General features: G+C 47.1%; 17 protein-coding genes and 1 pseudogene. 16 read left to right on the top strand and 2 right to left on the bottom strand.

The genetic code is table 11. The annotated features are described in order from the left end of the window. Positions 1–159 precede the first annotated feature (159 nt). Positions 160–1,425 carry an L-lactate MFS transporter gene (locus OCV29_RS02235; RefSeq protein WP_073601926.1) on the top strand — a complete coding sequence of 422 codons (1,266 nt, stop codon included), beginning with the start codon at positions 160–162 and terminating at the stop codon, positions 1,423–1,425. Positions 1,426–1,601: 176 nt separating this feature from the next. On the opposite strand, the gene OCV29_RS02240 is transcribed toward OCV29_RS02235, so the two are convergent. Then, positions 1,602–2,171 (bottom strand): NAD(P)H-dependent oxidoreductase, encoded by a 570-nt coding sequence (locus OCV29_RS02240; protein WP_073601925.1) that lies wholly within the window; start codon positions 2,169–2,171, stop codon positions 1,602–1,604. Positions 2,172–2,303: 132 nt separating this feature from the next. On the opposite strand from OCV29_RS02240, the gene OCV29_RS02245 reads away from it, so the two are divergent. The 7 genes from OCV29_RS02245 to OCV29_RS02275 all read left to right on the top strand — a co-directional run bounded on the left by OCV29_RS02245 (position 2,304) and on the right by OCV29_RS02275 (position 10,748). Then, positions 2,304–3,218, top strand: a complete 915-nt coding sequence (locus OCV29_RS02245; protein ID WP_073601924.1) for a LysR family transcriptional regulator — start codon at positions 2,304–2,306, stop codon at positions 3,216–3,218. 236 nt (positions 3,219–3,454) lie between these two features. Next, positions 3,455–4,336 carry a nitrogenase iron protein gene (gene nifH / locus OCV29_RS02250; RefSeq protein WP_073601923.1) on the top strand — a complete coding sequence of 294 codons (882 nt, stop codon included), beginning with the start codon at positions 3,455–3,457 and terminating at the stop codon, positions 4,334–4,336. Positions 4,337–4,392: 56 nt separating this feature from the next. Further along, on the top strand, positions 4,393–5,859 hold the full coding sequence (gene nifD / locus OCV29_RS02255; protein ID WP_261887358.1) for a nitrogenase molybdenum-iron protein alpha chain: 1,467 nt from the start codon (positions 4,393–4,395) through the stop codon (positions 5,857–5,859). 91 nt (positions 5,860–5,950) lie between these two features. Continuing rightward, entirely contained in the window at positions 5,951–7,522 is a 1,572-nt protein-coding gene (gene nifK, locus OCV29_RS02260; RefSeq protein ID WP_073601921.1) for a nitrogenase molybdenum-iron protein subunit beta, read from the top strand. Positions 7,523–7,606: 84 nt separating this feature from the next. After that, positions 7,607–7,825, top strand: a complete 219-nt coding sequence (gene nifT / locus OCV29_RS02265) for a putative nitrogen fixation protein NifT (RefSeq protein WP_073601920.1) — start codon at positions 7,607–7,609, stop codon at positions 7,823–7,825. A gap of 120 nt (positions 7,826–7,945) precedes the next feature. Further along, complete coding sequence (locus OCV29_RS02270) at positions 7,946–8,632, top strand: NifB/NifX family molybdenum-iron cluster-binding protein (RefSeq protein ID WP_073601919.1); 687 nt, start codon at positions 7,946–7,948, stop codon at positions 8,630–8,632. 598 nt (positions 8,633–9,230) lie between these two features. Then, on the top strand, positions 9,231–10,748 hold the full coding sequence (locus OCV29_RS02275; protein ID WP_073601917.1) for a S1 family peptidase: 1,518 nt from the start codon (positions 9,231–9,233) through the stop codon (positions 10,746–10,748). Between the two features lie 130 nt (positions 10,749–10,878). Here the strand turns inward: OCV29_RS02275 and OCV29_RS02280 are convergent. Continuing rightward, positions 10,879–11,007 (bottom strand): annotated as a pseudogene (locus OCV29_RS02280) (LysR family transcriptional regulator); the annotation flags it as partial. 150 nt (positions 11,008–11,157) lie between these two features. Between OCV29_RS02280 and OCV29_RS02285 the strand changes: the two are divergent. From OCV29_RS02285 to OCV29_RS02320, 8 genes are all read left to right on the top strand, one after another. Beyond that, positions 11,158–11,418, top strand: coding sequence for a helix-turn-helix domain-containing protein (locus tag OCV29_RS02285; protein ID WP_073601916.1), 261 nt, complete (start codon positions 11,158–11,160; stop codon positions 11,416–11,418). Further along, on the top strand, positions 11,415–12,641 hold the full coding sequence (locus OCV29_RS02290; protein ID WP_217653271.1) for a type II toxin-antitoxin system HipA family toxin: 1,227 nt from the start codon (positions 11,415–11,417) through the stop codon (positions 12,639–12,641). The genes OCV29_RS02285 and OCV29_RS02290 overlap by 4 nt, the downstream gene beginning before the upstream one ends. A 184-nt stretch (positions 12,642–12,825) precedes the next feature. Beyond that, a complete protein-coding gene (locus OCV29_RS02295; protein WP_073601915.1) occupies positions 12,826–13,563 on the top strand; it encodes a response regulator in 738 nt (245 codons plus the stop codon). After that, on the top strand, positions 13,563–15,017 hold the full coding sequence (locus OCV29_RS02300) for an ATP-binding protein (RefSeq protein ID WP_073601914.1): 1,455 nt from the start codon (positions 13,563–13,565) through the stop codon (positions 15,015–15,017). The genes OCV29_RS02295 and OCV29_RS02300 overlap by 1 nt, the downstream gene beginning before the upstream one ends. Before the next feature lie 287 nt (positions 15,018–15,304). Then, positions 15,305–16,555: an ABC transporter substrate-binding protein gene (locus OCV29_RS02305; protein WP_073601913.1), complete on the top strand. Its 1,251-nt coding sequence runs from the start codon at positions 15,305–15,307 to the stop codon at positions 16,553–16,555. 208 nt (positions 16,556–16,763) lie between these two features. Next, entirely contained in the window at positions 16,764–17,675 is a 912-nt protein-coding gene (locus tag OCV29_RS02310) for a carbohydrate ABC transporter permease (protein WP_073601912.1), read from the top strand. After that, complete coding sequence (locus OCV29_RS02315) at positions 17,672–18,526, top strand: carbohydrate ABC transporter permease (RefSeq protein ID WP_370737153.1); 855 nt, start codon at positions 17,672–17,674, stop codon at positions 18,524–18,526. Before OCV29_RS02310 ends, OCV29_RS02315 begins: the two co-directional genes overlap by 4 nt. Positions 18,527–18,532: 6 nt before the next feature. Then, complete coding sequence (locus OCV29_RS02320) at positions 18,533–19,645, top strand: ABC transporter ATP-binding protein (RefSeq protein ID WP_073601910.1); 1,113 nt, start codon at positions 18,533–18,535, stop codon at positions 19,643–19,645. Positions 19,646–19,714 lie beyond the last annotated feature (69 nt).

The following is a 19,714-nucleotide window of genomic DNA, read 5'->3' on the forward strand; positions in this document are numbered from 1 at the left end:
GGCTTCATCCCCTGTTTTGTCAGGGAACAGACCCTGGAGCGTATTTATCTTTCACAGTCACCTGTCGTCGCCTCCGGCAGGAGCAGGAACGGTGATGAAAGGTAAACACGCTCTAAACATTCAGGGAAGATTTTTGTCCATTCAATGAAAAGGAGTTGTATGAAGCATACAAACTATTCCCGGAGACGATGGCTGATATTAACAGCCGGATGTTTTATCAATTTATGTATCGGCTCAATGTATGCGTGGAGTGTTTTTTCTGCGCCTATGGCTGATTATTTGAGCCAGTTAAACGGAACGCAGCTGACAGCGGCTGATTTGGCGATTGTATTTGTGGTTGCCAACTCAGTCGGGCCGGTGACCATGATTTCAGGTGGCCGGATTAATGATATGTTCGGGCCAAAGCTGGTGATTCTTGTCGGCGGGCTGATGTTTGGCGGCGGGATGGTATTTTCCGGTTTCGCAACCAGCATCACGCATCTGATCGTTGGCTATGGATTGTTAACCGGCCTTGGGCTGGGCATGGTCTATGGCGCGACGATCAGTACGTCGATCAAATTTTTCCCGGACAAACGGGGTTTGGTGGGCGGATTGAGTACGGCATTATTCGGCATCAGCTCGGTGATTATTCCGCCGGTTGCAGCTGCGATTACCCGTCACATGGGCATTCTGTCTTCTTTTAAAATCATTGGCATTGCGTTTACCGTCATTGTTTGTGTCAGTGGATTTTTTATTGATAAATGCCCGGACGGATTCAAACCGGATGGCTGGAGACCACCACAGAAATCAGGGGACACACATCAGGAAAACTTCACCTGGAAGCAGATGCTGGGAACGCCGACGTTTTACATCTTGTTGGTGCTGCTCACCTGCGGGGCCGTCGCCGGGCTGATGTGTATCGCACTGGCTGCGCCACTGGCCAGGCAGATGATAGGAATGTCAGTGGCTTCTGCGACTGCTGCTGTGTCAACACTGGCTTTGCTGAATGTCTCCGGCCGGGTTGCTGCGGGGGTGCTTTCCGATAAAATCGGCCGGGTCAACACGCTGGCGCTGGCCTGTGTGCTTTCTGTGGCTGGCTTGTATCTGTTGTATATCGCCGGGCAGGGCGATGTGAAGACATTCTACGCAGGTATCTCTGTAATTGGGGTCTGCTTCGGTGCTTTTATGGGGGTCTTCCCCGGATTAACGGCCGATCAGTTCGGGACCAAACATAACAGTGTCAATTTTGGCATTATGTTCTGTGGCTTTGCGATTGCCGGTTACGTCGGCCCGACCATCATGCGACAAGTCTTCGATGCGACCGGCAGTTTTAAAGGCGCATTCTTAATCGGCATCGGGTTCTGTCTGGCCGGGTTTGTACTGACCGGTATTTATCATCTGCTGCATCAGAAAGCCCGGCGGATGAAAGTGGCTGCGGAGCATTGATCATTCGATATGTCAGCGCTGTTTTCACCGCGCCGGATCCTGCCCGTCACTGAGCAGGATCCGGCCGGCACTGATGTATGTCACAGAAAGTATCTGAAACAGAGCATATCCATAAAGCAGGACTTGCCCGTAAAACAGAACTTACCCGTAAAACAGACATATCTGTAAAACACGCCCTACGCAAATGCATTGACGAGATCGTCAATTTTACTGAGGAGGCGAACCGCATGATCGCGGGCGCGTGTTTCTACGCCTTCCTGCGTGTTGTACACCCCCGGAATATAAACCATACGGTGGGTATAAACCGGCGGCTGATAAATCATGCCGGACAGGTAAGCTAACTGCTGCATCGGGTGTGATAATTGTTCAATCGTAAAGTGATTATGGCCCAGCGGATCATAAGATTCTTTCGGGCCCCCAATCGTGAAAGACAGAATAAAGTGTTTGTTTTTCAGCTTGTCTCCTTCCGGCCCGTACGCAAAATTAAATTCAAACACATCATCAATCCACTTTTTGAGCAATGCAGGAACGGAATACCAGTAATACGGGTATTGTAAAATGATGATGTCAGCTTTTATCAGTGCGTTTTGTTCGGCTTCAATATCGATTTTATAATCCGGATATTGCTGATCCAGATAACGAATATCAATGCTTTCAACCTGTTGATCCAGTTGTTGCAAGATGATTTTGTTGGTCCATGACTTCTCTAAGTTCGGGTGACCGGAAATGACAACGACGTGACTCATATTGACTCCAGGGCTAAATCTTGTCTCTGTGATAAGTGTATTTTAGAGACTCCGGTAGCAATAACCAGATGACAGTCACCTAATTAATTGTTAGCTTTTGCCTAACAAAAATCGCGTGTCGCAGGCAGATAAATGAAAAGTTCCGGAGCCAGTTATAATCAGATCATGATATTTCACTCGATTGCCCGTGAAGGCAGTATCCGGGGCGCAGCCCGTCAACTGGAAATGGCCGCGCCTTCGGTGAGTCAATCCTTAAAACGCCTCGAAAGCAAACTCGGGCTGCCGTTGTTTAGCAGGTCGACCCGACAGATGAACCTGACGGAAGCGGGCAGGTTTTTACTGGAAAATACCAAAGAAGCCATGACAACCCTGGATTGTGCGCTGGAGGGTGTCCGTGATCTCCGTCGTGCGCCCTCCGGCAAGGTGAGCATGACGATTCCGCGATTTGTTTATCAAAGTATGATTCAGCCTGTTTTTGCTGACTTTTGCCGTCTGTATCCGGATATCGAACTGGAGATCTCGGTGTCTGAAGCGCTGGTTAATATTTCTCAGGAGGGGATTGATGTCGGCATCCGGTTTGGTGACCTGATTGAGGAAGGCCTGGTCGCGCGGAAACTGACCGGCCCTGTTCAGGAATCATTCTTTGCTTCACCCGCTTATCTGGAGAAGTACGGTACACCTCAATCACCTGAAGATCTTGAAAACCACAAACTGATTCAATACCGGTTTGGCGCTTCAAACCGACTTGCTCCGACACGGATGAAGCAAGCGGGAAGCACCGTGACCGTAGACATACCCGGAGCAATGATCGTGAACGACACCGACATCATTATAGACGGTGCGGTTGCAGGCATCGGTATCGGACGTTTTCTGACACCGTTGATGGCAAAATATTTTGAACAGGGCGTGTTAGTGCCTATTCTTCAGCCTTACTGGTTTGAATATCCGGGCCTTTATCTCTGTTTTCAGCAAAACAGTCAAAAAGCGAAAAGGATCCGGGTGCTTATCGATTTTCTCCTTGAGCATGCACAATTAAGAGCGCTTTAAGTACTCGCTTTTGGGGTGATAAATTCATCGTTTCCAGTGCTTCAAATCCTGCCAACAACAAGCATACAATCTTTGTTAAAAAACAGACAATCGACATTCTGTTGGTTGTCTGTTTTATATTTTTTCTTTTTATTTTATTGATTTTTAATGAAAAAATATCCTTCCCTAAGTTGGCTTAATTTTCGCACCCTGATGTAGGAATTGTTTTCTTTAACATCCTATGGAGGGAACCTGATATGGCAATTCGTCAATGTGCAATATACGGAAAAGGCGGGATTGGTAAGTCAACGACCACTCAAAACTTAGTCGCGGCTTTAGCGGAAGCGGGCAAAAAAGTCATGATCATCGGTTGTGACCCGAAAGCGGACTCCACCCGCTTGATTCTTCACTCAAAAGCGCAAAACACCATCATGGAAATGGCTGCAGAAGCGGGTTCTGTTGAAGATATCGAACTGGAAGATGTGCTGAAAGTGGGTTACGGCGATGTGCGTTGTGTTGAATCTGGCGGTCCTGAGCCAGGTGTCGGTTGTGCCGGTCGTGGGGTGATTACTGCAATTAACTTCCTTGAAGAAGAAGGGGCTTACGAAGACGAGCTGGACTTTGTGTTCTATGACGTACTGGGTGACGTGGTGTGTGGTGGTTTCGCGATGCCGATTCGTGAAAACAAAGCGCAGGAAATTTATATCGTGGTCTCTGGTGAGATGATGGCGATGTATGCAGCCAACAATATCTCGAAAGGCATTTGTAAATATGCAGCAACAGGTTCTGTCCGTCTTGCCGGTCTGATCTGTAACTCACGGAATACGGACCGTGAAGATGAGCTGATCATGGCGCTGGCAGCAAAACTGGGTACGCAAATGATTCACTTCGTCCCACGGGATAATGTGGTTCAGCGTGCTGAGATTCGCCGGATGACCGTGATTGAGTACGACGCAAAATGTAATCAGGCGGATGAATACCGCACACTGGCGCAAAAAGTGATTGATAACAAACTCTTCGTTGTTCCGACACCGGCAACCATGGATGAACTGGAAGAATTGCTAATGGAATTCGGCATCATTGATGAAGAAGATGAATCCATCATTGGTAAAAAAGCGGATGAAGAAGTTGCTGCCTGAGCTGGTTTGTTCAGTGCTTTCCATAAAAATCATTGCATGAGGGAAACTATATGTCGATGAGTAAAGAACAAGCTCAGGCGCTGATCGATGAAGTGCTTGAAGTTTATCCTGAAGCTGCGAAGCAGGATCGTGCCAAACACATGGTGGTGAATGACAGCAGTGAAGACAGTGCAAAGTGCATTGTATCCAACCGTAAATCCGTTCCCGGTGTGATGACGGTGCGTGGTTGTGCTTACGCCGGTTCGAAAGGTGTGGTCTGGGGACCGGTCAAAGATATGATTCATATCTCACATGGTCCGGTGGGTTGTGGTCAATACTCCCGTGCGGGACGCCGGAATTACTATACCGGAACCACGGGCGTCGATTCATTCGGTACGCTGAATGTCACCACGGATTTTCAGGAACGGGATATCGTCTTCGGCGGAGACAAAAAACTGTCTTCAGCGATTGATGAGCTTGAACAATTATTCCCGCTGACCAAAGGGATTTCTGTTCAGTCCGAATGTCCGGTGGGCTTGATCGGGGATGATATTGAAGCAGTTGCCCGTCTGAAGGGTGAAGAAATTGGAAAGAAAATCATTCCGGTTCGCTGTGAAGGTTTCCGTGGGGTGTCTCAGTCTTTAGGTCACCACATTGCCAACGATACCTTCCGGGATTACGTATTTGAAGACGATCATGAATCTCCGGTGGAAACGACCGATTACGATGTGGCAATTATCGGTGACTATAACATCGGTGGTGACGCATGGTCTTCGCGGATCATTCTCGAAGATATGGGGCTGCGGGTGGTGGCTCAGTGGTCTGGTGACGGTACATTACCTGAACTGGAAAATACGCCGAAAGTCAAACTGAACCTGGTTCACTGTTACCGTTCAATGAACTACATCGTGCGTTACATGGAAGAAAAACATGGCATTCCATGGGTCGAATATAACCTGTTTGGTCCGGCTAAAATAGAAGCCTCCATGCGCAAGATAGCTTCTTACTTCGATGAAAAGATTCAGAAACAAACTGAAGAAGTCATTGCCCGTTATAAAGAACAGTGGAATGCAGTCATTGAGAAATACCGTCCACGTCTTGAAGGGAAAAAAGTCATGCTTTATGTCGGTGGTCTGCGCCCGCGCCATATTATCGGTGCTTACGAAGATCTGGGCATGGAAGTGGTTGGTGCCGGTTATGAGTTTGCTCATAACGATGACTATGTCAAAACCACACCGGATGTCAAAGATGCCACGTTGCTGTTTGATGATGCCAGTGCCTATGAACTTGAGGAATTTGTGAAACGCCTTAATCCGGACATCGTTGGCTCCGGGGTGAAAGAGAAATACGTGTTCCACAAAATGGGTTATCCGTTCCGTCAGATGCACAGCTGGGATTACTCCGGTCCTTACCACGGTGTGGATGGTTTTGCCATTTTTGCCCGTGACATGGATATGACGATTAACAACCCATGCTGGAAAAAATTGCAGGCACCATGGCTGGCAGAAAAGTCTGAAGATGATGCATTAGCGAAATCTGCTTAAGGGTCTTTACCCCGAACCTTTCAGGAAAGGATTTCCAATTAATTTAACCGGGCCGGCGTTCACGGATTAGTGGCACGGCAGGAGAAGACTCATGACTCAAAAAGTTGAAGATATCAAAGCTGGGTACAAATTATTCCAGCAACCGGAGTATCAAAAGCTTATTAAAAATAAGCGGGATGCCTTTGAAAATGCTGTCGACGCAGCCAAAGTGAAAGAGACCTTTGAGTGGACCACGACAGAAGAATACAAAGAACTGAACTTTGCCCGTAAGCATGTCACGATTGACCCGGCGAAAGCCTGTCAGCCTCTGGGCGCAGTGTTGTGTTCTCTCGGGTTCGAAAAAACATTGCCGTATGTGCATGGTTCTCAGGGATGTGTGGCCTATTTCAGAACGTATTTTAACCGTCATTTCAAAGAGCCGGTGGCGTGTGTTTCTGACTCAATGACTGAAGATGCCGCGGTATTTGGCGGACAGGACAATATATTTAATGGGTTGGAAAATGCTTATGCGTTGTATAAACCAGAAGTGATTGCGGTTTCCACAACCTGTATGGCAGAGGTCATCGGGGATGACCTGAATGCCTTTATCGGTAATGCGAAAGATAAAGGTCATCTGCCATCAGAAGTACCCACGCCATTTGCCCATACGCCAAGTTTTGTCGGCAGTCACACCACTGGCTGGGACAATATGTTTGAAGGGATTCTCAAATACTTTACGGCGCAGTCAATGGACGACAAAACGCCCGACAGCAACGGAAAAATCAACATTGTACCGGGATTTGAAACGTATCTGGGTAACTACCGGGTGATCCGCCGGATGCTCGATGAGATGGATGTGGATTATTCATTCCTGTCTGATCCATCTGAAGTGCTCGATACACCGGCTGATGGTGAGTACCGCATGTACGCTGGCGGAACACCGATTGCTGAAGTCAAAGATGCACCCAATGCAAAAGCCACGCTGTTGCTGCAACCATCACAGCTGGTTAAAACTAAAAAGTTCATTGAAACCGTCTGGCAGCAGGATGTGCCTAAATTCAACATTCCGATGGGCCTTGAATGGACCGATGATTTTGTCATGCAAGTCGCTGAGTTAACCGGAAAGCCAATCCCGGAATCGATCACCAAAGAGCGGGGTCGTTTAGTCGATATGATGACCGATTCTCATACCTGGCTGCACGGTGTCACCGTGTCGCTGTACGGTGATCCGGATTACCTGATGGGGATGTGTAAGTTCCTCACTGAACTGGGTTGTGAAATCAAACATGTGCTTTGTCATAACGCCAACAAACGCTGGAAGAAACAGATGGAGGCACAGCTGGCAGAATCACCTTACAGTGAAAATGCACAGGTCTTCTTCAATAAAGACTTATGGCATCTGCGTTCTCTGATGTTTACCGAGAAACCTGATCTGTTGATCGGTAATTCATACGGTAAATTCATTCAGCGCGATACGCTGGCAAAAGGGGCTGAGTTTGAAGTACCGCTGGTACGCATCGGCTTCCCGATCTTTGATCGTCATCACCTGCACCGCCAGTCAACACTGGGCTATGAAGGCGCGATGTATATTTTGACAACACTGGTGAATCAGGTGTTAGAAAAACTGGATCGTGACACGATTGAAATGGGCAAAACCGATCTCGGATTCGATTTGGTTCGTTAATTGCCGTTCAGGCAGGGCCGGCGCAGCAGTGTCGGCCTGCTTTTCTGGTTAAACAGTCTTACAAAGAACAGGGATGGAACTGATATGGCTAATGTAATGATTCAATATAACGAGCAGGGAAAGCTTTCGCTGTATTTGGCTAAGAAAGATTTAGAAGAAGAAATTACTCACTTTGAATTTGATGAAGAGAATAAGTGGGGCGGTGAAGTGCACCTGAGTGGCGGCGCGATTTATTACATCGACCCGATGGACAGGCCTAAACTGCCGATTACCGTCAGGGCCAAAAGATTGCAGGCAGCCTGACTGCTTTTATTTTAAACGAAAAGGCTATTTTAAACAGACACAGAACCGGATATTGCAAACAGTACCGGGAGATGAGAACGGGAATTGCACAGATTTTCACATCGTCAGGAGGCAATGAAGATGCAACAATCTTATATTTCAGAACAGGCAGCCTTACGGGTTGCGATAGCAACCCGCCTGCTGCCCAATGTCGGGATGAGCTCTCTGCTGGGGTTGCTGATTCAGCATCTGGGAGAACCTTTGTCGGAAGAGAAACTGGCCGGCATTTCACCCAAAGCATTTCGTGTGATGGTGAATTCTTTGGGAGAAGGGCCCAGCCGCAAAGATGTCACAAACGCACTGGCTGCATTGACTAATTCTGAAGCCAGTGATGTCGAAGCGCCGGTCGTTTCCTCCGTCGTTCCTCTCAAGGGGCCGACCATTCAGGTTGCGGTGACATCAAATCAGGGAGAAATGATCAATGGTCATTATGGCTCATGCATGCGGGTATTGGTTTATGAAGTTGGTACAACGAGTCACCAGTTAGTGGATGTCCGGAGTATCCGGGCGGACCTGACCGGGGAAGCCCGATCTACTTATATGGTTGATCTGATTCGGGATTGTCAGATGCTGTTTACACTGTCGATTGGTGGCCCGGCAGCGGCCAGAGTCACCCGCGCGAATATTCATCCGATCAAGAAAGCGACGCCTGTTCCGGCCGCGCAGGTGTTAACGGAACTGTCTGGTGTACTGGGTAACCATCCACCGCCATGGCTGAAGAAAATCATGGGCATCTCGTCTTCTCCGCAGCTGATGATGGAGGGGTGACTGAGATGCATCACAGATTGCAGTCCGCAGGGGTGAGTCCACAGGTCATTACACAAATTGGACACTGGCTTGAATCCCATCCCTGTCAGTCTGAAAGCGGGCTGATTCCCCTGAAAGCACAGTATCCTGATTTGGTATTCACGTTGTGTTCAGAAGATGACATGGGGTTTCACGACCCTTGGCACTCCTTTTCATATTTTGACCTTCACCTCGTGGCACATAGTCTCAGTGGTTGTAGCTCACTGACACCCAGCCCCGGGATGTGTTCAGGTCTTGTGATTGCGCTTCACGAAGAGTGAGGCGCTTTTTTCTTTTCCTGCGTGTCCCCCGTGTTCCTGGTTGAACCTAACAAAAAGAATGACTATAAATTATATAATTGTCATAAAAATTTAAATAATGCATGGCATGAATCTTATTATCATCAATTAATTTAAATATTTTTACTGTGAATACATTGATTATCAATATTGTTTAATATATTTTGAATTGCGTTCAATTTATTGCTTTGGCGTTTTAAACAATATTTTATTGTTTTTTTGTCTTTATTTTGAATTGCGTTTTATTTTATTTTTTATTTATTAAATAATTGGTGTTAAGTATGAAAAAATATATTCCATTATTGATTACAGGTCTTTCATTACCTGTGATTGCGATGGCTTCATCACAAGTAAATGGTGTTTCAACAAATCCTGCGCCACAAGTTATCCCCTCTCAATTACCTGGCTCACCATTGATGGCTGCTATAGTTCACCGGCTCCCATCATCATATGATGGGATGAATAAACATTTTTGCGATGCTGTTTTTCTTGGCGGACGTTACTGGCTGACTTCGGCTCAGTGTGCCGACCTGATTATGTTTGGTCCCGAAGTGAATGCAGATGTGATTGTCGGTATTAAAAATCTCGATCAGATGGAGACAGACGGGAAGAAAATTGCGATCAAAAATATTTACAGACATCCGCTGGCAAAAGATCTGGACACAACTCAAGATGGGCTATATGACTATAATATCGCCGTGCTTGAACTGGATGAAGCGGTAGCAGGTACAGCAATTGAGCCTGCTTCTGCTGAACTGGTCAATTCGCTGGTTTCCGGTCAGCCACTTCAACTGACAGGTTGGCGTGAGCTGGGAGATGCATCTACCGGCGTTCTTTATTCTGCCACACAACATCAAACGGAAGTATCTTACGTTGAACGCAGCACCTGCCAGAATGTCGGCGAATACTACGCTTCCACTGGAGGATATTTCGAGTCTATGGCAGAACTTTACGCTTCTATTGAAAAAGACTACGCTTCTCTCGGCGAAGATGTGATTTGTGCGGGCGATTATATTCATGCCGCTGTTGGTGACCGGGCAAGCCCTTTAATTATCAATGATCAGGGCACCCCAAAACTGGCCGGAATTACCAGTTGGGGTAATAAAAGCTTCTCTGATACCCCTTATGGTGTTTACACCAATGTTGGCTTGGTCCATGACTGGATAGAAAATATTATTACGGGTCAATGGGCAACACCAATTAAGGCAGACTCTTATTCTGATGAGAAAGTTGTCCTGGTCGATGTGCCTGTTGAGAATCATAGCCAGCAACCTTTCACAATCACTGATATTAACTTACCTGAAGGTGTGACGCTTGACAGTAATTGGTGTGATTCCGAATTACAGGTTGATGAGAGTTGCAGTCTGACCTTCCGTGTCAATAAAGAGGAAGCAGGCCATATGCGGGAGAATTTTGACTATGAAATACAGGCGGGTCTTTTCGTTGAAGGTGCGCCATATAGTTATATCCCGGTTTCATTATGGATGACCTATGGCTATCCAATCAAGGTGTCATCAAATTCTGACAATAACGTCACTTTGGTGACGGTTCCGGTGGATAATCAACATGACGAACCTTTCTCTGTCACTGAAGTGTATCTGCCAGATGGCGTAACGATTCATGATAATCATTGTCGTACCCCGGTCGCACCTGCCAATACCTGTAATATCACTTTCCGCGTGAATAAAGAAGAAGCGGGTATAGAACCCGGTGATGTTTTTAATGATCTGAGTGTACTTATGGTGACTGATAATGCACCATACTCTGTCCGTGCCATATTAACGATGAATAATGGCTAAGATAAAAATGATACTTATGATCCAGGAATTAACCCTGAATAATAAGCAATGATATTTATCAAATAATATTTGAATAAAGGGGCAATTAAGCCCCTTTCATATATTTCCATCCCGGAATACGATAATTATCTCAGGTTCTGGCTTGATGTTGTAAATATTCAACAAACACCGGGATTTTTTTCGCCAAATGTTTCCCGGAAGAGTAAAAAGCATACAACACCAGATCTTCGGGTTCATATTCCAGTGGTACAACGGAAAGATAGCCGGTACGTATCTCTTCCCGGCTTTTCAGCACAGAATATGCTGAAAAGCGTATAGTTGCCCAAGCACTTTAAAAAGTTAGCTATATAGCTAATTTTGGTTAACTATTATATTATGTTAGCTATATAGATAACTTCTGGGTGTTTGTATGGCAAGTCGGGTATCAATGGGTAAGCAAGTTGCGTATCAACGTAAACAGCTTGGAATGACACAACAAAAAATGGCGGAAAAAACAGGGATTCATAAAACAACGCTTTCAGAAATCGAGAATGGGCGCTTTACCGGATCACTGGACATTTTTGAACGTTATCTCGATGCTGTTGGCTTAGAACTTCAGGTTGAGGTTAAACGACATAAGCTGCCGGACTGGGATGAGATTGAAGAACTGTTTCGGGAGGAGAATGAATGATGATACCTGAGAAGCTACCGTCTAAAATTGATAAAATTGATGTGTATTCGGGGGAGCAGGCGCTGGGTATCTTAACCCATGGTTCTGTGTATCATTACCAACCGACTCAAAGTCAGCGATATGTGTCTCTGACGATGACTAAAAAAAACCTTGATGGTTATTCTTCAGGTGCACTTCATCCTATATTTTCGCAAAATCTTCCGGAAGGATTTAACCGCCGGTATATTTCTGAAAAACTGGCCCGATATGCCAGAGTTAATGATATGTATTTGCTTGCTTTGCAGGGAGAGCAGGGTATTGGCTTACTTGCTTATCACAGTGAATTAAATTTGTCTGAAGCAGAATCGATCTCTCTTGATGAAATTCTCCGGTATAAAAGCAAAGAACCTCTCTTCCCCCGGTTACTTGAAAAATACTATCTCAGGAACACGCTTGCAGGTGTTCAACCGAAAGTCAGTCTCCCCAGAACGAACCGGACTCTGGAGCAGAAAGACTTGATCGTTAAATCATTTGACGAAGAGTTTCCATTACTGACTGTGAACGAGTTTGTTTGTATGGAAGCCGCAAGATATTGCGGGTTAAATCCTCCTAAAGTTTATTTATCTGAAAGCCTTGAAGTTTTCGTAGTGGAACGTTTTGATAAGATTGATGACGCAGGGAAAGAAGTCAGAATGGGGTATGAAGACTTTACTACTTTACTGAAAAAGCCTAACCATCCCGATGCAAAATATTCCGGTAGCTATGAGACATTGCTGAAAGCAACACATCTGTATACAAACAGTCATGAAGAAGTACGTAAAATGTACCAGTACATTGTATTTAACTGTCTGATTGGTAATGGTGATGCGCATCTGAAAAACTTTGCACTTCAGTATACACCAGATATGAATCACATTTTTGTATCCCCTCCCTTTGATATCACGCATACCCTGATTTATGACACCATCGATAATAAAATGGCACTGAAACTGGCAAACAGTAAAGTATTTCCGGACAAGGCTCATCTTCTCAGGATTGCTGAATCAAAAACATTCAAAATCAGGGATGCAGAGGCAATTATTGATCAAATGGCCGAGTCTATTCAGATGTATCTGAGAGATTCTGATGAAGTGATGCTTTTTCGCGGCCTTCGGGAATCTATTGAAAAGTCAGTATCCCGGGTGATGTCATCAACCTATAGCCGTAAACCTTACCGGCATGATAAGAAGCGAAAATATGAATGAGTCTGAGAGATACGATCTGTATCGATAAACCTTAACCGCGCACCAAATAATCCTGAAACAGCCAAAACCTCCGGAAACCTGCAATAGTGCTATGTAGCACACTCTTTGGTGACATTTTTATATACGTTGCGCTATTTAGTGATATTTTTATATATAAAGCGTATCTCAGGAAATCATAATAATAATGAAGAGACATAATCACATACTGGTCGTAGATGATGATGCAGAAATCCGGGAGCTGCTCGATACCTATTTAACGCAGATGGGGTACGTGGTCAGTGTCGCAAAAGATGGCGATGAATTACACCGCCATCTTGAACAGCACGGTTATCCTTCGCTGATTTTACTTGATGTGATGATGCCCGGAGACGATGGCTTCTCGCTCTGCCAAACCATCCGTAAAACATCCGATGTGCCCATCATTATGCTGACCGCCGTGTCCGATGACACGGAGCAAATTATCGGCCTTGAAATGGGTGCTGATGATTATATTGCCAAGCCGTTTAATCCCCGCCAGCTGATTGCCCGTATCAAAGCCGTATTGCGCCGGGCTCATCCGCCGGCATCTGAGAAAGATTTGCCGCCTAAATCGATCTCTTTCGGCGTCTGGCAGCTGGATACCCTGTCTCATCGTTTACATCATCAGGAAACGTCAGAGACCTATGAACTGTCAGGCAGTGACTTTTCACTGTTGATGCTGTTTTTATCCCGCCCCAATGAAGTGTTGGACCGGGATACAATTAGTTGTGTGACCCGCGGAAGAGAAGCCATGCCTTATGAACGGGCAATTGATGTACAACTCAGCCGTCTCAGGCAGCGGTTAGGCGATGATGGTAAAACCAATCAGTACATCAAAACCATGCGGGGCAACGGCTATATTTTTGTCGCTTCTGTCACCTATCATGACCAGAGTCTGAATTGATGAAGGCCAAGGCTCAGTCTCTGTTATCGAGAACCTTCATCCTGACGCTCCTGGCTATTTTGCTGGCACAGGGGATTGCTTCTCTGATTTGGTACAGCCAATCCAGACAGAAAGATACGCAGGGCGCACAAGCCACGGCAGAAAGCATGGCTGCAACCATCGCCTCCTCTGTATACTTTTTTCAGTCTTTGCCGGTGGATTACCGGCACATCATTCTTGACCAAATCCGTAATATGGGCGGCACGCGTTTTTTTGTCTCATTTAACCGCACGCACCTGACGATTGAACCCATACGTCCTGACCGGCGGACGACGGTGATCGTTGATGCGGTGCGCCGGGTATTACAAACACAGTTACCGGCACTGCCCAAAACAGAAGTGGCTTTCTCTAGTCCGGAGCGGTTACGGGTGTTCAAAAACGATATTTTCCTGAATGAGCTGCCCCGTTCCTGGGCACATGAGACGCTGACACTCCCCGCCGTGAAGCCGCCGATACTGGTGGTGCAAATTCAGCTGGCACCTGATGAATGGCTGTATATCGCCGGGCTGATGCCTGCACCTTATGTCACCCTGGATAACCCGCTGATTAGTGAAGAGCAGGTGCTGTTTCTGATCGTCTCCACGCTCATATTAAGTCTGACTCTTTACCTGTTACTGCGGCGTCAGGTGCGGCCATTGAAGCGATTATCCGAAGCGGCCAATGAGATGAGCCTTGATATTCATCAGCCGCCTCTGGCAGAAGAAGGCGCGACCGAACTGGTCACGGCGACCCGTGCATTTAACCGGATGCAACAGCGGATTCGTCTTTATATCCATGATCGGGAGCGCCTGTTTTCTGCGATTTCCCATGATCTGAAAACTCCGATTACCCGCTTGCGACTGCGGGCTGAACTACTGGATGACCCCAAAACTCAGGGCCATTTTCACCGGAATCTGGATGAGCTGGAAATGATGGTCAACGGCGCATTACAAGCCGTGAAAGAGACCGACATTCACGAAAATATCACCCTGATTGATATCCGGCTGCTATTGTCAGATATTGCCGAATCTTATAATCAGCAGACTGACGTTGTCACAATTTCTCCTGAAGAGCACCCGCATATTGCCGGACGCCCGCTTGCGATCAAACGCGTTTTAACCAACCTGATCGGGAACGGGGTGAAATATGGCGGAACAGTTGATGTCCGGACCCGCTTATCCGAACAGTGGCTGACGATCATTATCTCTGATCAGGGACCGGGGATTCCGGAAAAGCAACTCGATGCAGTGTTTGAACCTTATGTCCGGCTTGATCACACCAAACCCGGTCATGGATTAGGGCTGGGAATCTGCCGCAACGTGCTCCATGCACACGGTGGAGATCTCATTCTTTATAATTTGTCTCCGCGTGGCCTGTGCGCGGAAGTCTATATACCACGGTGGACGGACGAGAATGTAACAGGTGTGTTACATTAGTGTTACCTTTTGTTTCTTTTGTGTTCCTCTTGAACGATTAGGATGAAATGAAGTCATGTGAAAGCCCGGCTCCTGCCGCTCTCATTGATGAGTCAGCCTGATGAGTGAGGTGCATGCGCCATCACATGACCTGATAAAACCCATAACTTAATACCCATAACTTAATACCCATAACTTAATACTAATAACTTAATACCCATAACTTAATACTAATAACTTAATACCCATAACTTAATACTAATAACTTAATACCAATAACCTAATCACATAAACAATGGACAAGAAAGATGAATATAAAAACAACCCTGCTCACACTGTCCCTCTCGTTGTCGTCTTCAATGGCACTGGCCGCAGGTCAGGTTGAAGTCTTGCACTGGTGGACTTCCGGCGGCGAAGCAAAATCGGTCGCTGTTCTGAAAAAAATGCTCGAAGAACAAGGTTATCAATGGAAGGACTTCGCTGTTGCCGGTGGTGGTGGCGACAATGCCATGACGGTACTCAAAGCACGTGCAGTGTCTGGTAACCCGCCCGCTGCGGCACAAATCAAAGGTCCCAGCATTCAGGAATGGGGTGAACTCGGCTTTTTAGCCAACATCGATGATGTCGCGAAAGCCAATCACTGGAATGATGTTTTACCGGCGGTCGTCTCCAATGTCATGAAATATCAGGGTCACTATGTTGCTGTGCCTGTTAACGTTCACCGGGTGAACTGGCTATGGGCCAATAAAGCGATCTTCGATAAGTTAAACCTCAAAGTGCCAACCACCATGGATGAATTTTTTACCGTTGCCGACAAAATCAAGGCTGCGGGTTATATCCCTCTGGCGCATGGTGGTCAGCCCTGGCAGGATGCCACTGTATTTGAAGCGATTGCTTTAGATGTGCTTGGCTCTGAAGATTACCGGAAAGCATTCGTTGATCTGGATATGGATGTTTTAGGCGGAGACAAAATGGTCAAAGTCTTTGAGTTGTTCAGAAAAGTGCACAGCTACATCGATAAAAATGCACCGGGCCGTGACTGGAATATCGCGACTTCTATGGTCATCAATGGCAAGGCCGCGATGCAAATCATGGGCGACTGGGCCAAAGGTGAATTCACCGCTGCCGGTAAAGTGCCCGGCAAAGATTATATTTGTGCGCCAACGCCAGGCACATCGAATCAGTTCACTTACAACATAGACAGCTTTGCTTTCTTCAAAATCAAGAACAAAGCCGACCAGAAAGCACAGGATGCCTTAGCTGCGACGATTCTGACGCCTGAGTTCCAGCAGATCTTTAACCTGAACAAAGGCTCGATCCCGGTCCGGCTGGATGCGGATATGTCGAAGTTTGATGCCTGTGCCGTGCGTTCTATGAAGGATTTCAAAGCGACGGCTAAATCGGGCGATCTTGTGCCGAGTATGGCGCATGGCATGTCAACCACCAGCTATGCTCAGGGTGCGATTTATGATGTCGTGACCTTCTTCTTTAATACGCCAAATGCCGATCCGAAACAGACGACAGAAATGCTCAAAAAGGCGGTAAAAGCGGCGCTTTAATTCCTGTGATCTGGCATCTTTGATTCCTCAATGAGTCACAGATGCACCGGACAGGAATGAAGCAGAGACAGGGCTGATGTACGTTGCAGGTCACGTTATACCTGCCGGACATCAGCTTTCCCTGATGACCATGCCGATCTGAGCGATGTCCGTGCACCAGTGCACGGGCCAGATCTGCTGTCTGTGATGAATAATTTCGGAGCCTGTTTTGAAATCATCTCAAATCGTTTCAGTGTCCCGGCCCGGTTTTCAGGACCGGCTGCAACACTGGTTACCTAAAATCGTACTGGCACCGTCGATGATCTTAGTGCTGGTGTGCATTTATGGGTATATTTTCTGGACGGCTTATTTGTCGGTGAGTAACTCCCGCTTTTTACCGTCTTACAAGTTTGTCGGCACGATTCAGTATGAAAAGCTGATGGAAAATGACCGCTGGCTGACCGCGATTACCAATCTGGGTATTTTCGGCCTGTTATTCATTCTGATTGCCATCGTACTTGGCGTTGGGCTGGCGATTTTACTTGACCAGCAAATCCGTCAGGAAGGCGCGATCCGCACCATTTATCTCTACCCGATGGCGCTGTCTTTTATCGTGACCGGTACGGCCTGGAAATGGATGCTGAATCCGGGGCTGGGTCTGGAAAAACTGATGCATGACTGGGGGTTTACCCAATTTCACTTTGACTGGCTGATTAATACCAACATGGTGATTTATACGCTGGTGATTGCCGCGGTATGGCAATCTTCCGGCTTTGTGATGGCGATGTTTCTGGCCGGGTTAAGAGGGATTGATGCCTCGATCATGCGGGCTGCTCAAATCGATGGCGCCAGTCTGCCGGTCATTTACTGGCGGATTATTCTGCCTTGTTTGCGCCCGGTATTTTTCAGCGCGGTGATTATCACGTCTCATATCGCAATTAAGAGCTTCGATTTAGTCACCGCCCTGACTGCGGGTGGTCCGGGATATGCTTCCGACTTACCGGCACTGTTCATGTACAGTTACTCATTTACCCGCGGGCAAATCGGCCTCGGTGCCGCCAGTGCCATGATGATGCTGATGAGCGTGCTGGCAATTCTGGTGCCTTACCTCTACTCAGAACTGCGGGAGAAAAAATCATGAAATCAATGACTTTATCCCGTGTATTGATTTATGCGACGCTGCTTATATTTTGTGTGATCTACTTAATGCCCTTGTTCGTCATGTTGATCACTTCTTTTAAAACCTTGCCCGATATCCGCAGTGGTAACCTGTTATCCCTGCCGACCGAATGGGCATTCGGGGCATGGTATAAAGCCTGGGATTCGGCCTGTACCGGGGTTTCCTGCGAAGGGCTGAAAGGCTACTTCTGGAACTCTTTCCAGATGGTGATTCCGGCGGTTGCTATTTCAACCTTATTGGGTGCGTTTAATGGCTATGTCATCAGTAAATGGCAGTTCAGAGGATCGAACCTGTTTTTCAGTGCGATGTTATTTGGCTGTTTTATCCCGTTTCAGGTGATTTTGTTGCCGATGGCAACCACGCTGGGGCATTTGGGGCTGGCAAACACCACGGTAGGGCTGGTGGCTGTGCATGTGATTTATGGTCTGGCTTTCACCACGCTGTTCTTCCGCAATTTCTATGTTGGTGTGCCGGATGAGTTAATCAAAGCCGCCCGTCTGGATGGCGCAGGCTTTTTCACGATTTTCTTCAAAATCCTGCTACCGCTGTCTGTCCCGATTATTATGGTCACAGTGATTTGGCAATTTACGGCAATCTGGAATGACTTCCTGTTCGGGGTGGTTTACTCGGGTCCGGATACCCAGCCGATCACCGTTGCACTGAATAATCTGGTCAATACCAGCACCGGTGTTAAAGAATATAACGTGGATATGGCCGCCGCCATTATCGCTGCACTGCCCACGCTGGTGGTTTATGTACTGGCAGGTAAGTATTTTGTCCGTGGTTTAACCGCAGGCTCAGTCAAAGGATAATTATTGATGGCAACTCTTCATTTAAAACAAATTCGTAAAACATATAAAAATGCGGCCATTGAAACCCTCAAAGGCATTGATATTCAGATTGAGTCCGGCGAGTTCCTGATTCTGGTCGGCCCTTCCGGGTGTGGAAAATCCACCTTAATGAACACCATTGCTGGTTTGGAAGATATCAATGCCGGAGCGATTGAAATTGATGGTGTTGACGTGTCGCAGGTCGCTCCCAAAGACCGGGACATTGCGATGGTGTTTCAGTCCTATGCGCTGTACCCCAATATGACCGTGGCGGGGAATATCGCCTTTGGATTAAAAATCCGTAAAGTGCCCAAAGCGGAGATTGATGCTGAAGTGAAGCGGGTCGCTGAAATGCTGCAAATCGAACCTCTGCTGAATCGTAAACCTGCGCAGCTGTCTGGTGGTCAGCGGCAGCGGGTTGCGATGGGGCGGGCGCTAGCCCGGCGGCCTAAGCTGTATCTGTTCGATGAGCCGCTCTCGAACCTCGATGCCAAGCTGCGTGTCGACATGAGACATCAGATCAAGCGTCTTCACCAGCAGCTCAATACCACCATTGTGTATGTGACTCATGATCAGATTGAGGCGATGACACTGGCAGACCGCATTGCGGTGATGAAAGATGGTGAATTACAGCAACTGGGCACGCCGAAGGAGATTTATAACCAGCCTGAAAATATGTTTGTGGCCGGTTTTATGGGCTCACCGTCGATGAACTTTATCCGGGGGACAGTCACCCTTGATGTACAGAATCGTCCGATCCTTGAAGTGCAAGATGCTGCCGGGAAGATCCTGCCGCTGCCGCTGCCGGAGCGGATGAAAGACATGTTGCATCAAGACATCGTTATGGGGCTCCGGCCTGAACATATTTCCGATCATCTGGAAAACGGCACACCGCTTTTCACAACACATGCACTGACCATGGAAGTGCTTGAGCCGACCGGACCGGATATTATCGGCATGATTAAAGTCAATGACGAAGACGTCGCCTGCCGTCTGTCTCCGACATTTGAAGGCCGGGCGGGAGAAGCGGCGACACTGTATTTCGATATCTCAAAAGCCGTTTATTTTGATGCAGAGACAGAAAAGCGGCTGGATGATTAGCAGCTGATGAGACTCCCTCGCCGGGGCGTGGGAGTCCGTTGATTGAGTTGACAGCGATATTATCTTTAT

This window comes from Vibrio aerogenes, from assembly GCF_024346755.1.
In the GTDB taxonomy this organism is placed as follows: Bacteria; Pseudomonadota; Gammaproteobacteria; order Enterobacterales; family Vibrionaceae; genus Vibrio; species Vibrio aerogenes.

Excerpts from the sequence above, each read along its gene's own strand:
- nifK (WP_073601921.1), top strand. The coding sequence starts at position 5,951 with ATGACTCAAAAAGTTGAAGATATCAAAGCTGGGTACAAATTATTCCAG.
- OCV29_RS02295 (WP_073601915.1), top strand. The coding sequence starts at position 12,826 with ATGAAGAGACATAATCACATACTGGTCGTAGATGATGATGCAGAAATC.
- nifH (WP_073601923.1), top strand. The coding sequence starts at position 3,455 with ATGGCAATTCGTCAATGTGCAATATACGGAAAAGGCGGGATTGGTAAG.
- OCV29_RS02285 (WP_073601916.1), top strand. The coding sequence starts at position 11,158 with ATGGCAAGTCGGGTATCAATGGGTAAGCAAGTTGCGTATCAACGTAAA.
- nifT (WP_073601920.1), top strand. The coding sequence starts at position 7,607 with ATGGCTAATGTAATGATTCAATATAACGAGCAGGGAAAGCTTTCGCTG.
- OCV29_RS02275 (WP_073601917.1), top strand. The coding sequence starts at position 9,231 with ATGAAAAAATATATTCCATTATTGATTACAGGTCTTTCATTACCTGTG.
- OCV29_RS02315 (WP_370737153.1), top strand. The coding sequence starts at position 17,672 with ATGAAATCAATGACTTTATCCCGTGTATTGATTTATGCGACGCTGCTT.
- OCV29_RS02270 (WP_073601919.1), top strand. The coding sequence starts at position 7,946 with ATGCAACAATCTTATATTTCAGAACAGGCAGCCTTACGGGTTGCGATA.
- OCV29_RS02305 (WP_073601913.1), top strand. The coding sequence starts at position 15,305 with ATGAATATAAAAACAACCCTGCTCACACTGTCCCTCTCGTTGTCGTCT.
- OCV29_RS02300 (WP_073601914.1), top strand. The coding sequence starts at position 13,563 with ATGAAGGCCAAGGCTCAGTCTCTGTTATCGAGAACCTTCATCCTGACG.
- OCV29_RS02235 (WP_073601926.1), top strand. The coding sequence starts at position 160 with ATGAAGCATACAAACTATTCCCGGAGACGATGGCTGATATTAACAGCC.
- OCV29_RS02320 (WP_073601910.1), top strand. The coding sequence starts at position 18,533 with ATGGCAACTCTTCATTTAAAACAAATTCGTAAAACATATAAAAATGCG.
- OCV29_RS02245 (WP_073601924.1), top strand. The coding sequence starts at position 2,304 with ATGAAAAGTTCCGGAGCCAGTTATAATCAGATCATGATATTTCACTCG.
- OCV29_RS02290 (WP_217653271.1), top strand. The coding sequence starts at position 11,415 with ATGATGATACCTGAGAAGCTACCGTCTAAAATTGATAAAATTGATGTG.
- nifD (WP_261887358.1), top strand. The coding sequence starts at position 4,393 with ATGAGTAAAGAACAAGCTCAGGCGCTGATCGATGAAGTGCTTGAAGTT.
- OCV29_RS02240 (WP_073601925.1), bottom strand. The coding sequence starts at position 2,171 with ATGAGTCACGTCGTTGTCATTTCCGGTCACCCGAACTTAGAGAAGTCA.